Genomic DNA, 17,079 nt, shown 5'->3' on the forward strand with positions numbered 1-17,079 from the left:
CGGCAACTTATTTTTATGGCCAAAAAAACGCCAGTTCTGTTAAAGAGCTGCCGTTTTAATTTAGTTAAAAAATAACTGCTGAATTTTCTGAAATTGCTTTACCTTGATTAATTTTAATAAAACAATGCTGGCAACAACTGAGCCGATAATGGCAGCCCCAATAAAGCGCGGCGTGTAAACAAACCAGTAGAGATTGTTAGTGCTGCCGGTGAACAAGACCATCACTGGATAAGACAGAAGCGACCCGATGATTCCAGTGCCGATAATTTCACCAAGACAAGCTGCCCAAACCTTCCCGGTTATTTTATAAAAAATCCCGGCTAATACTGCACCGAAGATGGCACCAGTTAGTGCCAGCGGTGGAATACCCATGATTAACATTCTGATAATCCCGCACAAAGTGGCCATAATGGTTACATAAACAGGACCCAGCATTGTGGCACCAATCACGTTAATTACGCTAGACATCGGCGCCATCCCTTCCACGCGAAAGATTGGGGACAATACTACATCCAGTGCAATCATTATTGCTAAAATAGTAAGTTTTTCCGTTTGTTTCCCTTTGTTAGTCATTTTAACTCCCAACTATACCTAAAAAATCCCATTCGCACAGCAGCGAACGGGATTTAGCTTGATTAGCCTATCCCTTGCGCTGGTATTATCCAGATCAGGTTCATGGGTTTGATCTCAGCTTAAAAGCACCCCATAGACTTTATTAATAAATATTAATCTTGATTATACGCTTTCAGCAATATAAAAGAAAGCGGTAAATTATAGCTTCATTTTGTTGTATGAAGTAACTTTTCTTTGCTTGTCACTCATCGTCATGATGGTAATTGACGCGTTACGCGGGCCCTCACTAACGTCAAAATCACCAAAACGGTCAGCGATACTGCGAATGGTAAAACCGTGCGTTACCAGTAGAATATTTTCGGCACCATCAAGCTGGCTGATTAAGTCAAATCCTTGGTCAACGCGGTGCCAATATTCCTTGGCGTTTTCGGCATCATGAAACGGATCGGCTTCCTTGATCCAATCGGTCGCAGTATCAATTGATTCATTCTTGAATAAGTCATAGTGGTTCTTATAGCCGTGGGGCCCGCCAATCATTTGCCAAGCCATGTCACTGTCCATCCCTTCGAAGTAACCATAAAAGTGTTCACGAAACAGCGGCGTTGCAATATGTTGGATTTCATCACGGTTAACATTGTGCTTGATGATAATGTCGCAGGTGTCGCTTGCCCGTTTCAAATCGCTGGATAAGGCGATGTCAAATGGCACATTTTTAAGTGCTTCTCCGGCTTTATCGGCACCGGCAATTCCGTCCTCAGTTAATGGGGTATCACACCAGCCCTGCATCTTGTTGTAACGGTTAATATAAGTTTGTCCGTGACGGACGATATAAATTCGCTTCATTGCTTTTACTCCTTAAAATTAATTATCTATGATGATAAATTTGCTTAACTTTAGCGACATCTTGCGGCTCAATCGGGTAAATGGAGCCGGCAGGATACATAACGGACTTGCCCTTGTTGTGGTTAAGACCAATCGCGTGGCCTAACTCGTGTTCGACAGTATTGATAATCCGCTGATAAGTATAATCATACATAGGATTTAATAGATAATAAATATTTAATTTTATTTTTGCCTTGTAAAGCTGCTTGGTCTTGGGATTGTAAGTAATACCAGTTAGGCCTGTGGCTTTAGTGTCTGGGTCAAACGATGGCCCAATTGTAATTTGCGCCCGTTTCTTTTTATTAGTTTTGGTAAAAGTGAAACTACCAGTATCGTTCCAAGCACTAATGGCATCTTGAGCAGCCTGCGTTAATTCGGGATTATTGCCTAAGTTAATGTATACTTTGGCAGTCCTTTTTGGCCAATGGCAGTTTTTGCCCGAGTTTTTGGCGGTTTTCCGAGTTGGACACTTAGCTAACACGACTTGACTTGGCGTATTAGCAGGACTAACAGCCGATACATAAAGGCTGCCTAGGGAAATAACAACTACTAATGCACAAGATAATTTACGTAAAAAATTTAAAAACTTCTCCATGATAAAATCATCCCCAATACAGAAGATTATAGAAGTAAATTTATCATTTTTCACTACTTTTTAATAATCTTAGTAAATGAGCCCCAAGAATTATATATTAAGTTCATTTCGTGTTAAAATAGTATGCAAGTTTTGAAGAATAGGTGACTTTATGGTAAAAGCGATGGATGAAAAACAGTTTGAACAGAAGCATCTCGATGTCATCTTGAAGATGATTAAAGAGCGACGAGCAGAATTGACTGCGGCGATTAAGTCGGCTGAAGGTGAAGCGCGTAACTTAAACTCGCATTTCTTCGATGATGTTCGGTTAGACTATGATGGTTATTCAACCTCAATGGAAACGGCCCTTTCCATTCACCAGCAGCAGCAACTGCTTGATGAACGTGAAAATGCTTGGCAACATTCTGCTAAACAGCTTGGTACTGTTCAACGACTGGAAAAAAAGCCTTACTTTGCTCGAGTAGATTTTAAAGAGGGCAATGAAAAGCCGGAAACAATTTATATTGGCTTAGGCTCGTTTGCGGATAAGGATAATCACTTTTTAATTTATGATTGGCGGGCACCGATTTCTTCAATTTATTATGATGGCAAGCTGGGGCAAGTTTCATATCTGTCACCAGATGGTGAAATTACCGTTGATATGACAAAAAAGCGCCAGTTTATGATTGAAGATGGCCAGATTGTAAACATGTTTGATACCGATGAGTCAATCGGCGATCAGATGCTCTTAGAGGTGCTGGGAGAAAAGTCTAGCACGCAAATGAAGTCAATTGTGACGACGATTCAGCGTGAGCAAAATAAAATTATTAGAAATACCAGTGCTGATTTGTTGTTTGTTCAAGGAGCAGCTGGGTCAGGCAAGACTTCCGCAATTTTACAGCGGATTGCGTACCTGCTTTATCGCTATCGTGGTAATTTAACCAGTAGCGATGTAATTATGTTTAGCCCCAACCAATTATTTAATGACTATATTAAAAATGTTCTTCCAGAAATGGGGGAACAAAATATGGTCCAAATGACTTATTGGCAGTTTGTGGCTCGGCGGTTGCCGGGAATGAACGTGGAAAACCTATTTGATCAATTTGAGGATCAAAATGCGGATACGGCAATCGGCAAGTTTAAGGATTCAACGGCTTTCTTTAAATTGGTAACGCGTTACGCCAAGCATTTGAATAAGCGCGGCATTGTCTTTAAGGACATCTTTTTCCGGAACAAGAAGCGGCCGTTTTTTGCTAAAGATAAAATAAATGATATTTACTATTCATACAATTCTAACTATAATTTAAGTAATCGAATTGACGCAACGCGTGAAGAACTGATTAAGACGCTTAACCGCAAGATTAATGCGGAAACTAAAAAGGCTTGGGTATCAGAAACGATTGAAAGTTTGAGTAAGGAGCAGTTGAATGCTCTTTATGACCGCCCAGACCAAGAATTTGATTCCGAAGAAAAAGAAGAAAAATTCTTGGGCCGCAAGATTGTAATTAAGGCCTTGGGCAAGGTTTACCAGCAAATTCGTCACAATAATTTTATCAATATGCGTGCACAATACTTGAGTTTCTTGCGGGCTGTTCCGAAAATGACCGACCTTAATAAGTGGCAGATTAGTGCTGCTGATTGGGCGAAACACGTTGAAGATGTGAAGGCCAGCTTTATGAAGCATTACATTCACATGAATGATGTTTCGGCATATTTATATCTGTATGACTTAATTACCGGCCGCCACGTTAATTATGAGATGCGTTACACCTTTATTGATGAAATTCAGGATTATACGCCATTTCAGTTGTGTTATTTGAAGTATAACTTCCCGCGGGCAAAATTCACGATGCTCGGAGATTTGAACCAAGCGATTTTTACTAAAGATGAAAGTCGTAGTCTGTTAAAGCAAATTAGTGGCTTGTTTGACCCAGAAAAGACGGCGGTGGTGCAACTAACCAAGTCATACCGGTCAACTAAGCAATTAACTGACTTTACCAAGCAGATTTTACGGCAAGGCGAAAAGATTGAATCATTCAACCGCCAGGGACCAAAACCGGCGCTGTGGGGCCGCAAGGATGATAGTGAAGCAATTGCGGTTTTAGAGCAAGTTCTGGAAGCTAATACTGCTGGCAAAATGACAACAGCAGTTATCACTAAGGATTTGGCAAGTGCCAAGTTTGTCAGTCAAAAGTTGCGAGAAGATGGCGTCAAGGCGACACTGATTGCGACTGCTAACCAAAGATTGGTTGACGGCACGTTGGTTATTCCGTCATACTTAGCTAAGGGTCTGGAATTTGATGCCGTTGTCATGTGGGATGCTTCTAAGGAGAGTTACAATCAGGCAGATGAGATTCAACTGGTCTACACGATTACTTCACGCGCAATGTACAAGCTCGATTTGATTTATACAGGGGAAAAGAGTCCGCTGTTAGCGGTTGACCCGCAAGCATATGAAGAAAAATAGGAGGCAGATTGCTCGTGGAAAAGGAAAAATTCACTTTTAAAAGAATTGATGACATGTCGGGTCGCGACATGTTTTGTATTGCTCGCTTACGGATTAACACGTTCGTAACCGAACAAGAGATTACGGTGCCGGAATTAGACGATGAAGACTTAACGGCTATCCAAGTTTACTTATTAAATAAGGACAAGACAATGGCACTAGCTGTCTGCCGGATTTTTCTAGAAGATGGCAAGTGGATGTTGGGCCGAGTTGCCGTTGCCAAGGCAGCACGTGGTCAAAAGCTAGGCAGTAAAATGTTGACTCAGGTGCATGACTTCCTGAAAAAGCGTGGCGCTGACCACTTGTATTGTCATGCGCAGTGGCAAGCTAAGCCATTTTATGATTATTTGGGTTATCAAGTGGTGGGCGAGCCCTTCACTGAGGCTGGCATTAAGCACGTAATGATGTCTTACGAATTATAATAGAAAAAACTCACGTAGGATTAACGTGAGTTTTTATTTGCTTATTTTTCTTTAATTGCGCTAGCTACCAGATTGATTAGAAGGTTATTACCTAAGTCGGAAAAGTGTTGCCCGTCGGGTTGATAATAGGAAGTAATCTGGGGTAAGTTGCGTAAGTTAGCGATTAAATTAATAAAGGGGATGTTGTGCTCCAGTGCTTGCTTCTGTGCAATTTCATTGTAGCGGGCTAAGCTAGCTGCAGTGTAATATTGCATGATATTCTTGTTATCGGGATTGGGATAAGAAGGTCCAACAAGCAAGCAGCGACTAGCACCGATTGTTGTAATCATTTTTTGTAAATTATGCTCGTAGCGACTGCTTGATAGGCCCCAATCTGACGCCGCATCATTTGTGCCGAATTCCAAGACAACAAGGTCGGCATCGTCGTCAATTAGCGGCAGCCGCATTAAACCATCGGCGGTTGTCGCCCCGCTCTGGGAAAAATTGATTACGTGGAAATTGCTACCAAGAGCTTTTTGTAAGCTATTAGTAATTAGGTTAGTGTCGCGACCATTACGGTAGCCATTGAATAAGGAATCGCCGAATAAAATAATATTTTTCATATAGTTTCTCTTTTCATTTTGATTAAAGCTAAAATATTTTGGTGCTAATATTTATTTACTTTATAATAGAAGAAAACGAATTGAAGGACAATTAAATGAAAAATTATTTGCAGTTTAATCGGGATCAGTGGGCATCGTTTTCCGCGGGTAATCAAGTCAAAATTAGCCAGGATGAGCTGGCAAAAATCAAATCGTTGGGCGACGTTGTTAATTTAACAGATGTGCGTGAAATCTACGGCAGTTTAACGAAATATTTGTATTTAGTTTATCAAGAAAAGCGAGCACTGCAGGATCGGCAGTGTGAATTTTTACACCAAAAAGTAACAGCAGCCCCATTTATTATTGGGATTTCGGGATCAGTAGCCGTTGGTAAATCAACGACGGCACGGTTATTGCAGGTACTCTTAAGTCGAACTTATCCCGAGTTGCGGGTGCACTTGATGACGACCGACGGTTTTATATATTCTAATCAGGAACTAAAAAGGCGGAATCTTTTTGACCGCAAAGGCTTCCCAGAGAGCTATAACATGAGCCTGTTAACTAACTTTTTGCAGGATGTCATGGCTGGCAAAGATGATATTGTTTATCCGCTCTACTCACAGGAATTAAGTGACATTGTGCCGGGCCAATATGGCCATGTTAAAAAGCCGGATATTTTGATTATTGAGGGGATTAACACGTTGCAATTGCCAACTAACGGCCAGATTGTAACCAGTGATTTTTTTGATTTTTCAATTTATATCGATGCTGCAGAAGAACTAATTGAAAAGTGGTTCATGCAGCGCTTTGTCAGGGTGCTGGAGCTAAATAAAAATAACCCCAATAACTTTTATTATGAAATGGCTAACGGTCCTCGTGAATCTGCCTTGCAATTAGCTCAAGAAACTTGGCAGATGGTAAATTTGGTCAATTTACGTGAATATATCGCCCCAACTAAGCAGCGAGCAAGCTTGATTTTGCATAAAACTACTGGACATTTAATCGATCAAATCTACCTCAGACACTTTTAATTTGCTATACTAAGAATATGAAGATTTATTTACAATTAATTGAAAAATTCGCTTTGCCTCCAGCGTGAATAACTTTGAATTTAGGCATTAAATATTTTAGAAATTTAAGGGAGTATAAACATGGTACAAGCAATTAATTTGAAAAAAGGTATGGTTTTTAGTCAAGATGGCAAACTGATTCGCGTATTGAAGGCTAACCACCACAAGCCCGGCAAGGGCAATACAGTTATGCAAATGGACTTACGTAATGTCGAAAGTGGTGCAGTGGTCCACAAGACAATGCGGCCAACGGAAAAGGTTGACCTAGTTGATATTACGAAGAAAAATGCCCAATATTTGTATAATGAAGGTGATATTTATACCTTTATGGATACCGAAACTTACGAGCAATACGAAGTTTCCAGCGACCAATTGGGTGATGACAAGCTGTACTTAATTCCTAATATTGAAGTTCAGCTAGAGTTCGCTAACGGCAGTAAGCTGCTAGGAGTGGAATTACCATCAACAGTTGTGATGAAGGTTACGCAAACTGAGCCGGGAATTAAAGGGGCAACTGTTACTGGCTCGGGTAAACCAGCCACAATGGAAACAGGCTTGGTTGTTCAAGTGCCTGACTTTATCACCGAAGGCGAGGACTTAGTAATTAACACTGATGGTGGGATCTATAAGTCAAGAGCCGAAGGCAGCAAGTAAAATAATTAAAAAAGAACGTTAGTGTAAAAACCAACGTTCTTTTTATATTTTCATAATAGTTTAGCTTATTTCATTAGTGCCATAATTACTGTAAACTTTTAAAACATTACCCTTCTGAGAACCTTTTTTCAGTACACTACCGTCATCACTATCATTTTCTTGGTCAAACAACTGATTTTCATCACCTGATTTGGAATAAAAACCTGATGCTTTAGCGTTTTTAATTGAAATGTCGCCTGTTTCTGCAATTACTTTATAGCCGTGTGTAATTTTAGCATTCACTATTGAAATATCTCCACAAGCGCAAGTAAGTTCACTGTTATCTAGAAGTACATTTTTAAAATCAACGTCATCAATTGAATTGTTAATTATCAAAGAATGTAAATTACTGTTTTTAACAGTTAAGTCACCTACATTGTCATATAATTTTCCTTGTAAAATTGTTGAATTTTTAATTAACGTATTATCTCCATGACCATCATTGTTATTATCATTAGAGACTATATTTGATTGCTTGATATATAATTTGTTTAGGTTTAAAGATGTACAAGTGCCTTTGAATTTGAACTGCTCTAGCTTTGTCTTAGCTGGAATAGTAATTTTTAGTATAGCTCTTAAATAATAGGATTTTCTTTGTTGAGGTTTTTGAGTAATCCATAGGCAGTTCCTGTTAACAGTAACAGTTGGTTTATCATTTTTTCTACTGTAATAAGTTACGGCAAAATTTTTACCTTCCTCAACTGTTACTTTGGCATTGGTAATATCCATATTAATATTGTTGAAACTTGGTATATGCTGTGAGCGCTTTGTGTTTAATAAACTTGTTTGTTTAGCTTCTTTAGTACTGGTGCTTTGATAATTATTAATAGAACAACCAGTTTCGGTTAGCATAAAGCAGGCTAGTAATAATACAAAAGTAATTTTTGGCTTTTTCATGTGTTTAAAATCTCCATTTGTAGTTTTTGATAATACGTATAGATTTATATAGTATATTATATCACTATTACACCGATGAAAATAACCAAAATTATATTAATGATAAATTGAATTTTAATATGATTAATTGACAACAAAAAAACTGTAGTTTCAATAACTGCAGCTTTTTGCTATTAATTTTGATATTCAATATCTTCTTTAGGATTGACCTTGAATTCCTTATAGTCAGTTTCCTTGAGCAATTCTGGTGTTAAGCGCACGCAGCGAATCCGTTGGTTGTTGTAAGTTGAATAATAATAACTTCTGGATTCAGCACAAATGTAGGCACTGTAGCAAGTATAGTCAAAAGTCTTATTAGGAGTAACTACGATGCCGCGTGGGATGCTAACAGGTTCTAGCATATGGTGGGCAAGACTCACGGCAGCGAGTTCATCGGCTGGCTGCTCCACATTATTTTTCATAAAGGCAGTTCTGACAAAACGAGAAACTGGAGTATAGTCACCGGGCAAGCCAAAAGTCCCAGAACCTTGACTGAATGGCTTCAGAGTTTTACCTAAAAAGTTAACGTCGTCATGTTGATGAGGTGTTACAGACAGGTAATTACGTAAATTAGTCTCGTGCCAATGATAATCAGGGCTGTTGGTCATAACTCCAATTGAATCCCTGATGATATGAACACCATCTTCTTCGGGTTCAATAATCAGGCTTGCACCAGTTGTGTCCGAGAAGATGAAATGCAGGGGTGACACTGCCTTTAAACTAGGGCTAGCATCATTGACAATTGTGATCTGCGTTTTGAATAATTGTTCAATGTCAGCTAAGCTGCTGGCCTGCGATAAAATTACTGAAACTACCTTATCAGGTGATACTGCCCAGGTATTGGCTATTGCTTGTTCATGGTAGCTGGCATAACCAGGGAAGTACAGAGTGGCCCCCATCACCCCTTGATCGTTAACACCATCAAAAGTCACTGGTGCATTGTCAAAATCTTGAATTACACCTAGACCAATAAAGGCACGCTTACTGGTAACTTCTTGCTTGGCACTGTACGCTACGGCAAAGGTTTTGTTAATTGGCGTGTAAACTACTTGTTCGGCCATTTCCATCATAAAGTCCATTGTTCGTGACAAAAAGTGCTTTTTGTCTTTCGTTTCTAATGTAAAACTGCTGCAACCGATCATTGATTTTCCTCCGTAAATTAATTGATGTATTTCCAAGATTATATAAGCTTTAGGGGGACAATTCAAGCAGTGGTTGTAAAATAATAGCTTATTGACATTTATTGTTGAATGATTATATTATTAATGTAATCAACTGGTTACATTTTGTAAAGGAGAGATTACTTTGATTAAAAATAATCTTAAAATGTTACGAGCACAAAAGAATTGGACCCAAGCAGAACTGGCAGATAAAGTTGGTATTTCACGGCAAGCGGTGATTTCGATTGAACGCTATAAATACATGCCCTCATTAGAATTAGCATTTAAATTAGCGGGTGCTTTTGATTTATCAATTACTGATGTTTTTTATCAGGAGGAACAAAAATGAATGTTATGCTTAAAGATATTTTATGGGGAGTTTTTTCTTTAATTGGTGTTAGCTTTTTGGTGTACTTTACATGTATTACTAAAAAACGTAAAAATGATGAACGCTGGCAGTTGATTGTGGCTAAGGCTAATAGTTTGACTTTAAATTTGGTATTGGCAGTTTCCATTGCAATGGTCTTTGTTATTTTAAATATTCCGCTTGATGGTCAACAGCTTAGAAGAATACTAGTAGGCTATTGCGCTGCATTGCCCTTCGTAATTTACGTATTGAAATTAGTTTTACTGCTAATGTACGACCATCAATTATAAATAAAAATTACTAATTAATTAATTTTTTCTTGTCTTAATAATTATCATTAAGATATAATCATATAGAACATGTAGTAAAGTCCTAAGGGCGGTGACTACTTGCTTTCTGAAAGAAGATGATGCCTATGGTATTAATGGATTCATATTCCAATCTCTTAAAGGAAAGGAGTAGTCGGGTATTCTATGAATATCTTTATTGTTATTTATTCTATTGTTGCTTTAATTTTTAGAGTATTAATCAATTTGCTTGATGAGTTAACTCAATTTGTTAATTCATTAACTAATTTAATTATTGCAATCAATAGTTTAATTACAGCTTGGAAAAAATTTCTTGCAAAAAAATAATCCGTCTAGGCTTGGAAAACTGACGGATTTATTTTGAAAAAATAACATCTTAAGTAGTTACCGCTCTTATAGCGGAAGCTACATGTTTATATTAAGAGTCGTGTTTGCACGACTCTTTTTATTCGTAGTCATTTTAACATGCAATAGTTTAAAGCTCAATACTTTAACTAGAGCTTGACTACTTATTCTCTTTAATTACTTCGTTCAACCTAGCGATTTGTTTTTTAGCTTTGAGCATTGATGTATACCAGATAATCGCATAAACAATGATAAAAGTAATAGTATAAAAGCTCAGCCACAGGAAGTTTAATGGGAACCAGCCTGCTAAAATGGCTAAAGGTGTGAATAAGCAAAACATTACGATGAAATGAATGATTGTTTGCTTAGTAATGTTCCACTTTTCCTGCATGAAGACCAGAGACGCTGCGCCACCTAGAAAGCCCATCAGTGCCCAGAGAATTGCGGAAATTAACGTGGCAAGAGTAACGGAATGAAAATGGTCGATAAAAGTCGTACTTGACGGGATGAAATCGGTAGTTTGGTATGCGAGATTAAATGAGAGAGCCACAAGGAAGCCGATGGCAATTCCTGGTAGTATTCCTGAACAACCATAACGTAAAATCTTTTTAAATAACTTCATTTTAAAAATTCCTTTCTTAATTTTTGCATGTACCTTCTGGAAGTAAAGGTGGTTTCGCCATTAGTCAGATTAACTTGGTAGCTTCCAGTTTTAGTTAAGGCTAAACTATCAATGCTTGCGAGGCTGACAATTTCGGAGCTAGAAATTTGGATAAAAGTGTCGGGTGGCAATTTTTCATTAAGTTCATATATTCTGGATTTAATCCGATAAACCTGCTGGCCAACTTCACAGACAACGTGCTTATTTTGAGTGTAAAAGCGGGTAATTTCATAAAGTGAAATCATTTTGATTTTGCCCGCAGCAGATCCTTGAATTTGCCAATCGTTGACAAGGTGGGTAATCGCATTAGCCATTCTCTCCGATTTTGCGGTTTTCTCAGTTGTATTGATCGCAATCCAAGTTGGTTGAAATTTAGGATTTAGGTTAAATTTTACAAGCATGGCATTACTTCCTTACTGTTAATATTTTAAATATATTCGCTTTCGACTAAAATTGCTATCACTTGGAGATAAATGGTTGTTTTGGAAGGTTAAATGGTTAAATGACTTAGAAAATTTTCTTGACATTAACGAAAAATAAGATAAACTAAGAATAATTTACGAAAGAAAGGAAATAATTATGATTCAATCGACTTCATTAAACATGAATAAGAGTTGGCAAGGCCAGCAGGATTGATCGTAATCGTCTAGAACGGGTACGATCTGGCAAACAGTTTGTATCCGTGCTGACTACTTTTTAACTTGACGAAGTTTGTCTGCATGGTAAAACGTGCAGCAGGCTTTGTGTCCTTAGGGCAGACCAGAGCAAATGCTGGTTTGCCTTTTTTTGTTATCAAAATGCCCCAGCTTAACAAAAAATAAGGAGAGAAAAATGAAGAGAATGCTCGCATTTATAAGTGCTATCTTACTGTTTCTTGGGGTTGACTTAGTTGTAGCTCCCAAGGCAGCTAGTCAAACTAATCAAGCTGCACCTAAAACTGAAGTTGTGCATGTTGGTATTTTACAGATGATGACCCACCCAGCACTTGATCAGATTCGTCAAGGTGTTGTTGCCGGTCTGAAGGAAGAAGGATTAACTACTGGCAAAAACTTGAAAATTGATTTTCTAAACGCTCAGGGTGACCAAAGTAATTTGAAGACAATGTCCCAGCAGTTAGCCAATAAGGATTCGCTGCTGGTAGGGATTGCCACACCAGCGGCACAGGCACTGGCAAATAGTGCGCCAAAAACTACACCAATTATTTTGGCCGGTATTTCTACCCCAGCAACTAGTGGCTTAGTCAAGAGTGAGGCCCATCCTGGTGGCAACATTACAGGTACCTCGGGTCTCAACCCTGTTACCAAACAATTTGAATTAATGCACGCGGTTATGCCACATGCAAAGAAAATCGGCATCATCTACACGTCATCAGATCATGGCGGTCAAACTAATGCTCATGCTTTTGCTCGTGTTGTGAAACAAGCAGGTCTCATTCCAAAACTATATACAATTTCTAACACCAATGATCTCCAGCAAGTAGCTAGTCAGATGGTAAGCCAAGTCGATATGGTTTATGCCCCACAAGATAATGGCGTGGCTTCGGCAATGAAGACACTGGTAAACGTTGCTAACAACGTCAATATTCCGGTCTTTCCGTGTGCGGAAACAATGGTGCCGGATGGTGGGGTGGCCTCGTATGTTATCAGTCAAAAAGAAATGGGCAGAGTTGCTGGTGTAATGGCAGCGAAAGTCTTGCGTGGTAAAAATCCAGCAACGTATCCGGTTGCGACGGTTAAGAGCGGCTATTATATGATTAATGAAAAAGAAATGCGTAAATTACATATTAAAATTCCAGCAGCGATTATGCGTGCTGCTAGTCAACATGGGAAGGTGATCAAATGAATTTAATAACTTCAAGCATTGGGCAAGGACTATTATGGGCTCTCTTAGGTATTGCCTTGTTTTTAACATTTCGGATTCTGAACTTTGCCGATATGACGGTTGAAGGAACATTCCCGTTGGGTGCAGCGATTACGGTAACGGCGATTACTAAGGGCGTTTCGCCACTTGTAGCTACTTTCTTAGGCTTCTTAGGCGGTGCTGCAGGCGGCTTAATCACCGGTTTGCTTTATACTAAAGGCAAAATTCCAATTTTATTAGCAGGAATCTTGGTAATGACCGGTTGCTTGTCAGTTAATTTGCGGATTATGGGTGGTTCAAATGTCTCTTTGTTAGGACAAAAGACCTTCTTCTCAGCTAAAATCTTCCAATCGCTGCCGCGGTATTTTGATAGTGTCCTAATTGGTGGCGGCACGATTATCTTAATCACCATTTTAATTGCCCTGTTTTTAGAAACTGATCTGGGTCAGGCATTCATTGTAACTGGTGATAACCAAATGATGGCGCGGTCTATGGGTATTAACACCGATAACATGACAATTCTCGGGTTGTCCTTGTCGAACGGGCTAGTTGGTCTAGCTGGTGCCTTAATTGCGCAAAGTAATGGTTATGCGGACGCCAACATGGGAATTGGGATTATCGTAATTGCCTTGGCCTCAATTATTATTGGTGAAGTTGTCTTCGGCTATTTGACACTTAATCAGCGGTTAATCGCGGTTATCTTAGGTAGTATTATTTACCGGTTTGTTTTATTAATTGTTTTGCAACTAGGCTTTTCAACTAATGACCTGAATCTGATTTCCGCAATTATCTTAGCAATTTGTTTAATGTTGCCGACATTGCGGCACGCGTTAAAACTGGACGGAATTTTACGTAAAGGGGTGAGCCAATATGGAAAATAAACAGGCAGTTCTGACTTTAGACAAGGTGACAACAGTTGTTAATCAACACACTCCGGCGGCTACAAAAATTTTGCGCGAGCTGTCACTGACAATTAATCAAGGCGACTTTATTACAATTGTGGGTGCCAATGGAGCTGGTAAATCAACTTTATTTAATACGATTAGCGGGTTGATTACGCCGACGACAGGCAAGATATTGCATCAGGGTCAGGAAATTACCCACCAGTCAGTTGAAAAAAGGACCAGTTTTATCAGTCGCGTTTTCCAGGATCCCAAGATGGGAACCGCGCCAAGAATGACTGTTGCTGAAAATATTATGCTTGCTAAAAAGCGGGGCGAGCGCCGCGGATTGCACCTGCGCAAACTAGGAGCACATAAAGCGCAACTACAAAAGATAGCAGCACAGATGGGTAATTCACTGGCTGAAAAGCTGGATACACCAACAGAACACTTATCAGGTGGGCAAAGACAGACATTAAGTTTCCTAATGGCAACCATCAAACGTCCAGATATTCTTTTGCTAGATGAGCATACGGCGGCGCTGGATCCGAAAACTAGCCGTGAGTTAATGGCACAGACCAGCCAAATTGTGACCGAGCAAAAGTTAACCTGCTTAATGATTACTCACAGTATGGAAGATGCCCTTAAATACGGGAATCGTCTGTTAGTGTTGCGAGCTGGCCAAATTGTCGCTGATCTTAACCAAGAACAAAAGTCAAAACTAACTTTGGAAGCATTAATGGCAACTTTTGTTGTTGATGAATAATATTGAAGAAAATGTGATTTTTACTTGATATATTTGTATAATAATACAGAGGTGAAATCATGGAATTAGGTTCAATATCAGAGTGGGTTACAGCATTAGCGGAGATTGCGGCTGTCTGTGTTGCGTTGTTTTTGCCATATTATGAAAAAAAGCAGGAACGTAATAAGCGGTCACGCAATTTGCGGTTGATTTTTAAGGCTTTTATTAAGGATGCGTTGGAAGAAGACGATACCAAGAAGCTGGAATCATATTTTAAAATTAGTTATTTGATTAATGACAGCGAGGATAATGAGCAGATTTTTTCATTAATCCAGCAGGCAATTATGGTAATTAACGATCACCAAATTACTGCTGAACAAAAAGAAAAAGAAGTTCAAGAAATTGTCGATTGCTTTGATTAATAAAACCACGTCTAGTGTTTAGGCGTGGCTTTTTTCTTGAAAAACGTTAATTTTAAAAATCTTAGTTTATTAGTAGTAAACTAAGGACTAACAACGGAGGTTTAATAATGAAGAAGATTGATGGACACTTGCATTTAGTGCGCTCACTTGCCGGCTTTAATGGCAAAGGCAGCCTAACAGCTCTAGGTAATGGCCGGGCAATTTGGGATAATGATCAAACCGTGATTAAGCTGCTTCCAGATGGGTGGGGTGATGATACCTTTACTGCTGAATCGGCGTTAAAAGTCTTAGCAGCTAACGAAGTTGCAAAAGCCGTTTTATTGCAGGGGAGTCTATATGGCTTTCAAAATTATTATTCTTATCAGGCGGTTAAAAAATATCCTGACCACTTTATTGGTGCCTTTTCGGTAGACCCGTTTAGTGAATTTTATATGCAAATTGTTAAGCGGCATGTTGAGAAACTGGGCTTTAGGGCGATGAAGTTTGAAATTAGTCAGGGTGGTGGCATGACCGGGTATCATGTGACCACGCCGTTTCGGCTGGATACCGATCCGCGCATTGGCCGCATTTTTCATTATCTTAGCGATTATCCCGGCTTTGTGGTCACTGTGGATTATGGTGATTATTCACAAACCAGCTATCAGCCGGAAGCAATTGTCAACTTAGCTAAAATGTACCCTCAATTAGACTTTGTGGTTTGCCATTTGTCTTTTCCAAATGCTGATCATTTAGATCGACTGCAAAATGCACTTGAGCAGTGGCAGCCTTACCACAATATTTATACTGATATTGCAGCAATTCAGGATATTGAAGGTGAAACTGCTGAACCATTTGCGCGTTGTCAAAAAGATGTCACGCTTGCTAAACAAGTCCTGGGTGCTAAGCGGATTATTTGGGGTAGTGACGCACCGTGGTCGGCTACCTTTAATTCTTACCATAGTTTAGCAACTTGGTTAGAGCGGACTACGATTTTTACTCCAGGTGAACTGGCAGATGTGATGTACAACAATGCTAATCGAATTTATTTTAAAAAAGCGGCAATTGCAGCTGTTAAGTTAGCTAATGAAGGTTAGTCACTAGAAAGGAATTTTTAATGAAACGAAAAGTATTGGTAACAGGGAAAGCTCCCGAATCAGGAATTAAAAAGCTGCAGGCAGAGTTTGATGTTACTTATCCACTAGACAAGCCGTTTTCACGTAGAGAAGTATTACAAATGTTGCCCGAATATGATGGCTTGCTCTTAATGGGGCTAAAGGGCGATCGCGAGTTAATTGATACTGGCACTAATCTGAAAATTATTGCTACAAGTGGTGTGGGCTTTGACCATATCGATATTAATTACGCACAAGCTAAGGGGATTGTGGTTGCTAATACCCCGCAGGCAGTACGGATGCCAACAGCGGAAATGACCATTGCATTATTGCTGGCAACTGTGCGTCGACTGCATGTGTATGATCAGAATTTACGCTCGGGTAACTGGCTTGATGCCGGTCAGCTGCAGAATATGGGGATGAGCCTAGAAGGTAAGACCTTGGGCATTTACGGCATGGGACGAATTGGCAGTACTGTCGGTCAATTTGCCCAAGTATTGGGGATGAATGTCATTTATAATAAACGCCACCGTTTAAGTCCCACTAAGGAACAGGAGCTTAATGTTAAATATGCGGATTTTTCAACGTTGATTAGGGATGCAGATGTCATTACCTTGCATGCTCCGTCAACGCCGCAAACTGCCGGAGTTTTTGATATTGATGTTTTTAACCAAATGAAGCGGACAGCTTATATTATTAATACTGCGCGGGGCAAGTTAATCAACCAAGCGGATTTAATTACTGCTTTAGAAAATAAAACGATTGCTGGTGCGGGACTTGATGTGTTTGAAACTGAACCTGAAGTCCCAGAGGCTTTGCGAGCATTAGATAACGTAGTGCTATCGCCGCATGCCGGCACTGGAACACTGGAAGCACGGACGGCGATTGCTAGAGAGGCTTCGGTAAATATCATCGCCCTATTGCGAGATGGCCAGGCTAAAAATATGGTTAATCAGGTTGCACAATATTTATAAGGAAGAAATAAGACAAAACAGGCTGGAA

Annotated in this window: 20 protein-coding genes and 1 riboswitch; of the genes, 12 read left to right on the forward strand and 8 right to left on the reverse strand. The window is 39.4% G+C overall.

The window, feature by feature from the left end:
- Window positions 1-60: 60 nt before the first annotated feature.
- From thiW to PT287_RS05155, 3 genes are all read right to left on the reverse strand, one after another.
- Complete coding sequence (gene thiW / locus PT287_RS05145) at window positions 61-573, reverse strand: energy coupling factor transporter S component ThiW (protein ID WP_277133172.1); 513 nt, start codon at window positions 571-573, stop codon at window positions 61-63.
- Between the two features lie 53 nt (window positions 574-626).
- Window positions 627-716, reverse strand: a riboswitch (TPP riboswitch).
- Window positions 717-771: 55 nt separating this feature from the next.
- On the reverse strand, window positions 772-1,416 hold the full coding sequence (locus tag PT287_RS05150) for a histidine phosphatase family protein (protein ID WP_277133174.1): 645 nt from the start codon (window positions 1,414-1,416) through the stop codon (window positions 772-774).
- A gap of 22 nt (window positions 1,417-1,438) precedes the next feature.
- Window positions 1,439-2,050 carry a matrixin family metalloprotease gene (locus PT287_RS05155; RefSeq protein WP_277133176.1) on the reverse strand — a complete coding sequence of 204 codons (612 nt, stop codon included), beginning with the start codon at window positions 2,048-2,050 and terminating at the stop codon, window positions 1,439-1,441.
- 151 nt (window positions 2,051-2,201) lie between these two features.
- On the opposite strand from PT287_RS05155, the gene helD reads away from it, so the two are divergent.
- Window positions 2,202-4,496, forward strand: a complete 2,295-nt coding sequence (gene helD, locus PT287_RS05160; protein ID WP_277133178.1) for an RNA polymerase recycling motor HelD — start codon at window positions 2,202-2,204, stop codon at window positions 4,494-4,496.
- Between the two features lie 14 nt (window positions 4,497-4,510).
- Entirely contained in the window at window positions 4,511-4,957 is a 447-nt protein-coding gene (locus PT287_RS05165; RefSeq protein WP_277133180.1) for a GNAT family N-acetyltransferase, read from the forward strand.
- Window positions 4,958-4,998: 41 nt separating this feature from the next.
- Here the strand turns inward: PT287_RS05165 and PT287_RS05170 are convergent, their stop codons facing one another.
- Window positions 4,999-5,559 (reverse strand): SGNH/GDSL hydrolase family protein, encoded by a 561-nt coding sequence (locus PT287_RS05170; protein WP_277133182.1) that lies wholly within the window; start codon window positions 5,557-5,559, stop codon window positions 4,999-5,001.
- 95 nt (window positions 5,560-5,654) lie between these two features.
- Between PT287_RS05170 and coaA the strand changes: the two genes are divergently transcribed.
- Both coaA and efp read left to right on the forward strand, forming a co-directional pair.
- The gene (gene coaA, locus PT287_RS05175) at window positions 5,655-6,569 is read left to right on the forward strand and encodes a type I pantothenate kinase (RefSeq protein ID WP_277133184.1); all 915 of its coding nucleotides are present in this window, start codon (window positions 5,655-5,657) and stop codon (window positions 6,567-6,569) included.
- A gap of 120 nt (window positions 6,570-6,689) precedes the next feature.
- Window positions 6,690-7,262, forward strand: coding sequence for an elongation factor P (efp, locus tag PT287_RS05180; protein WP_277133186.1), 573 nt, complete (start codon window positions 6,690-6,692; stop codon window positions 7,260-7,262).
- A 60-nt stretch (window positions 7,263-7,322) separates the two neighbouring features.
- On the opposite strand, the gene PT287_RS05185 is transcribed toward efp, so the two are convergent.
- Window positions 7,323-8,198 (reverse strand): DUF4097 family beta strand repeat-containing protein, encoded by an 876-nt coding sequence (locus PT287_RS05185; RefSeq protein ID WP_277133188.1) that lies wholly within the window; start codon window positions 8,196-8,198, stop codon window positions 7,323-7,325.
- A gap of 173 nt (window positions 8,199-8,371) precedes the next feature.
- Window positions 8,372-9,379: a choloylglycine hydrolase family protein gene (locus PT287_RS05190; RefSeq protein WP_277133190.1), complete on the reverse strand. Its 1,008-nt coding sequence runs from the start codon at window positions 9,377-9,379 to the stop codon at window positions 8,372-8,374.
- 163 nt (window positions 9,380-9,542) lie between these two features.
- On the opposite strand from PT287_RS05190, the gene PT287_RS05195 reads away from it, so the two are divergent.
- Together PT287_RS05195 and PT287_RS05200 are read left to right on the forward strand one after the other, a co-directional pair.
- On the forward strand, window positions 9,543-9,746 hold the full coding sequence (locus PT287_RS05195) for a helix-turn-helix transcriptional regulator (RefSeq protein WP_277133191.1): 204 nt from the start codon (window positions 9,543-9,545) through the stop codon (window positions 9,744-9,746).
- Window positions 9,743-10,054 carry a hypothetical protein gene (locus PT287_RS05200; RefSeq protein WP_277133193.1) on the forward strand — a complete coding sequence of 104 codons (312 nt, stop codon included), beginning with the start codon at window positions 9,743-9,745 and terminating at the stop codon, window positions 10,052-10,054. Before PT287_RS05195 ends, PT287_RS05200 begins: the two co-directional genes overlap by 4 nt.
- 523 nt (window positions 10,055-10,577) lie before the next feature.
- On the opposite strand, the gene PT287_RS05205 is transcribed toward PT287_RS05200, so the two are convergent.
- Window positions 10,578-11,039, reverse strand: coding sequence for a DUF3021 domain-containing protein (locus tag PT287_RS05205; RefSeq protein ID WP_277133195.1), 462 nt, complete (start codon window positions 11,037-11,039; stop codon window positions 10,578-10,580).
- Window positions 11,036-11,479, reverse strand: coding sequence for a LytTR family DNA-binding domain-containing protein (locus PT287_RS05210; RefSeq protein WP_277133197.1), 444 nt, complete (start codon window positions 11,477-11,479; stop codon window positions 11,036-11,038). The genes PT287_RS05205 and PT287_RS05210 overlap by 4 nt, the downstream gene beginning before the upstream one ends.
- Before the next feature lie 430 nt (window positions 11,480-11,909).
- Here PT287_RS05210 and trpX point away from each other — a divergent pair, with 430 nt between their 5' ends.
- From trpX to PT287_RS05240, 6 genes are all read left to right on the forward strand, one after another.
- Entirely contained in the window at window positions 11,910-12,920 is a 1,011-nt protein-coding gene (gene trpX, locus PT287_RS05215) for a tryptophan ABC transporter substrate-binding protein (protein ID WP_277133199.1), read from the forward strand.
- Window positions 12,917-13,819, forward strand: a complete 903-nt coding sequence (locus PT287_RS05220) for an ABC transporter permease (protein ID WP_277133201.1) — start codon at window positions 12,917-12,919, stop codon at window positions 13,817-13,819. The genes trpX and PT287_RS05220 overlap by 4 nt, the downstream gene beginning before the upstream one ends.
- A complete protein-coding gene (locus PT287_RS05225) occupies window positions 13,809-14,585 on the forward strand; it encodes an ATP-binding cassette domain-containing protein (RefSeq protein WP_277133203.1) in 777 nt (258 codons plus the stop codon). The genes PT287_RS05220 and PT287_RS05225 overlap by 11 nt, the downstream gene beginning before the upstream one ends.
- A 59-nt stretch (window positions 14,586-14,644) precedes the next feature.
- Window positions 14,645-14,986, forward strand: a complete 342-nt coding sequence (locus PT287_RS05230) for a hypothetical protein (RefSeq protein WP_277133205.1) — start codon at window positions 14,645-14,647, stop codon at window positions 14,984-14,986.
- Between the two features lie 107 nt (window positions 14,987-15,093).
- Window positions 15,094-16,059 carry an amidohydrolase family protein gene (locus PT287_RS05235; protein WP_277133207.1) on the forward strand — a complete coding sequence of 322 codons (966 nt, stop codon included), beginning with the start codon at window positions 15,094-15,096 and terminating at the stop codon, window positions 16,057-16,059.
- 20 nt (window positions 16,060-16,079) lie between these two features.
- Window positions 16,080-17,051: an NAD(P)-dependent oxidoreductase gene (locus tag PT287_RS05240; RefSeq protein WP_277133208.1), complete on the forward strand. Its 972-nt coding sequence runs from the start codon at window positions 16,080-16,082 to the stop codon at window positions 17,049-17,051.
- Window positions 17,052-17,079 lie beyond the last annotated feature (28 nt).

The sequence above is a fragment of the Lactobacillus sp. ESL0679 genome (genome assembly GCF_029433515.1).
Taxonomy (GTDB): domain Bacteria; phylum Bacillota; class Bacilli; order Lactobacillales; family Lactobacillaceae; genus Lactobacillus.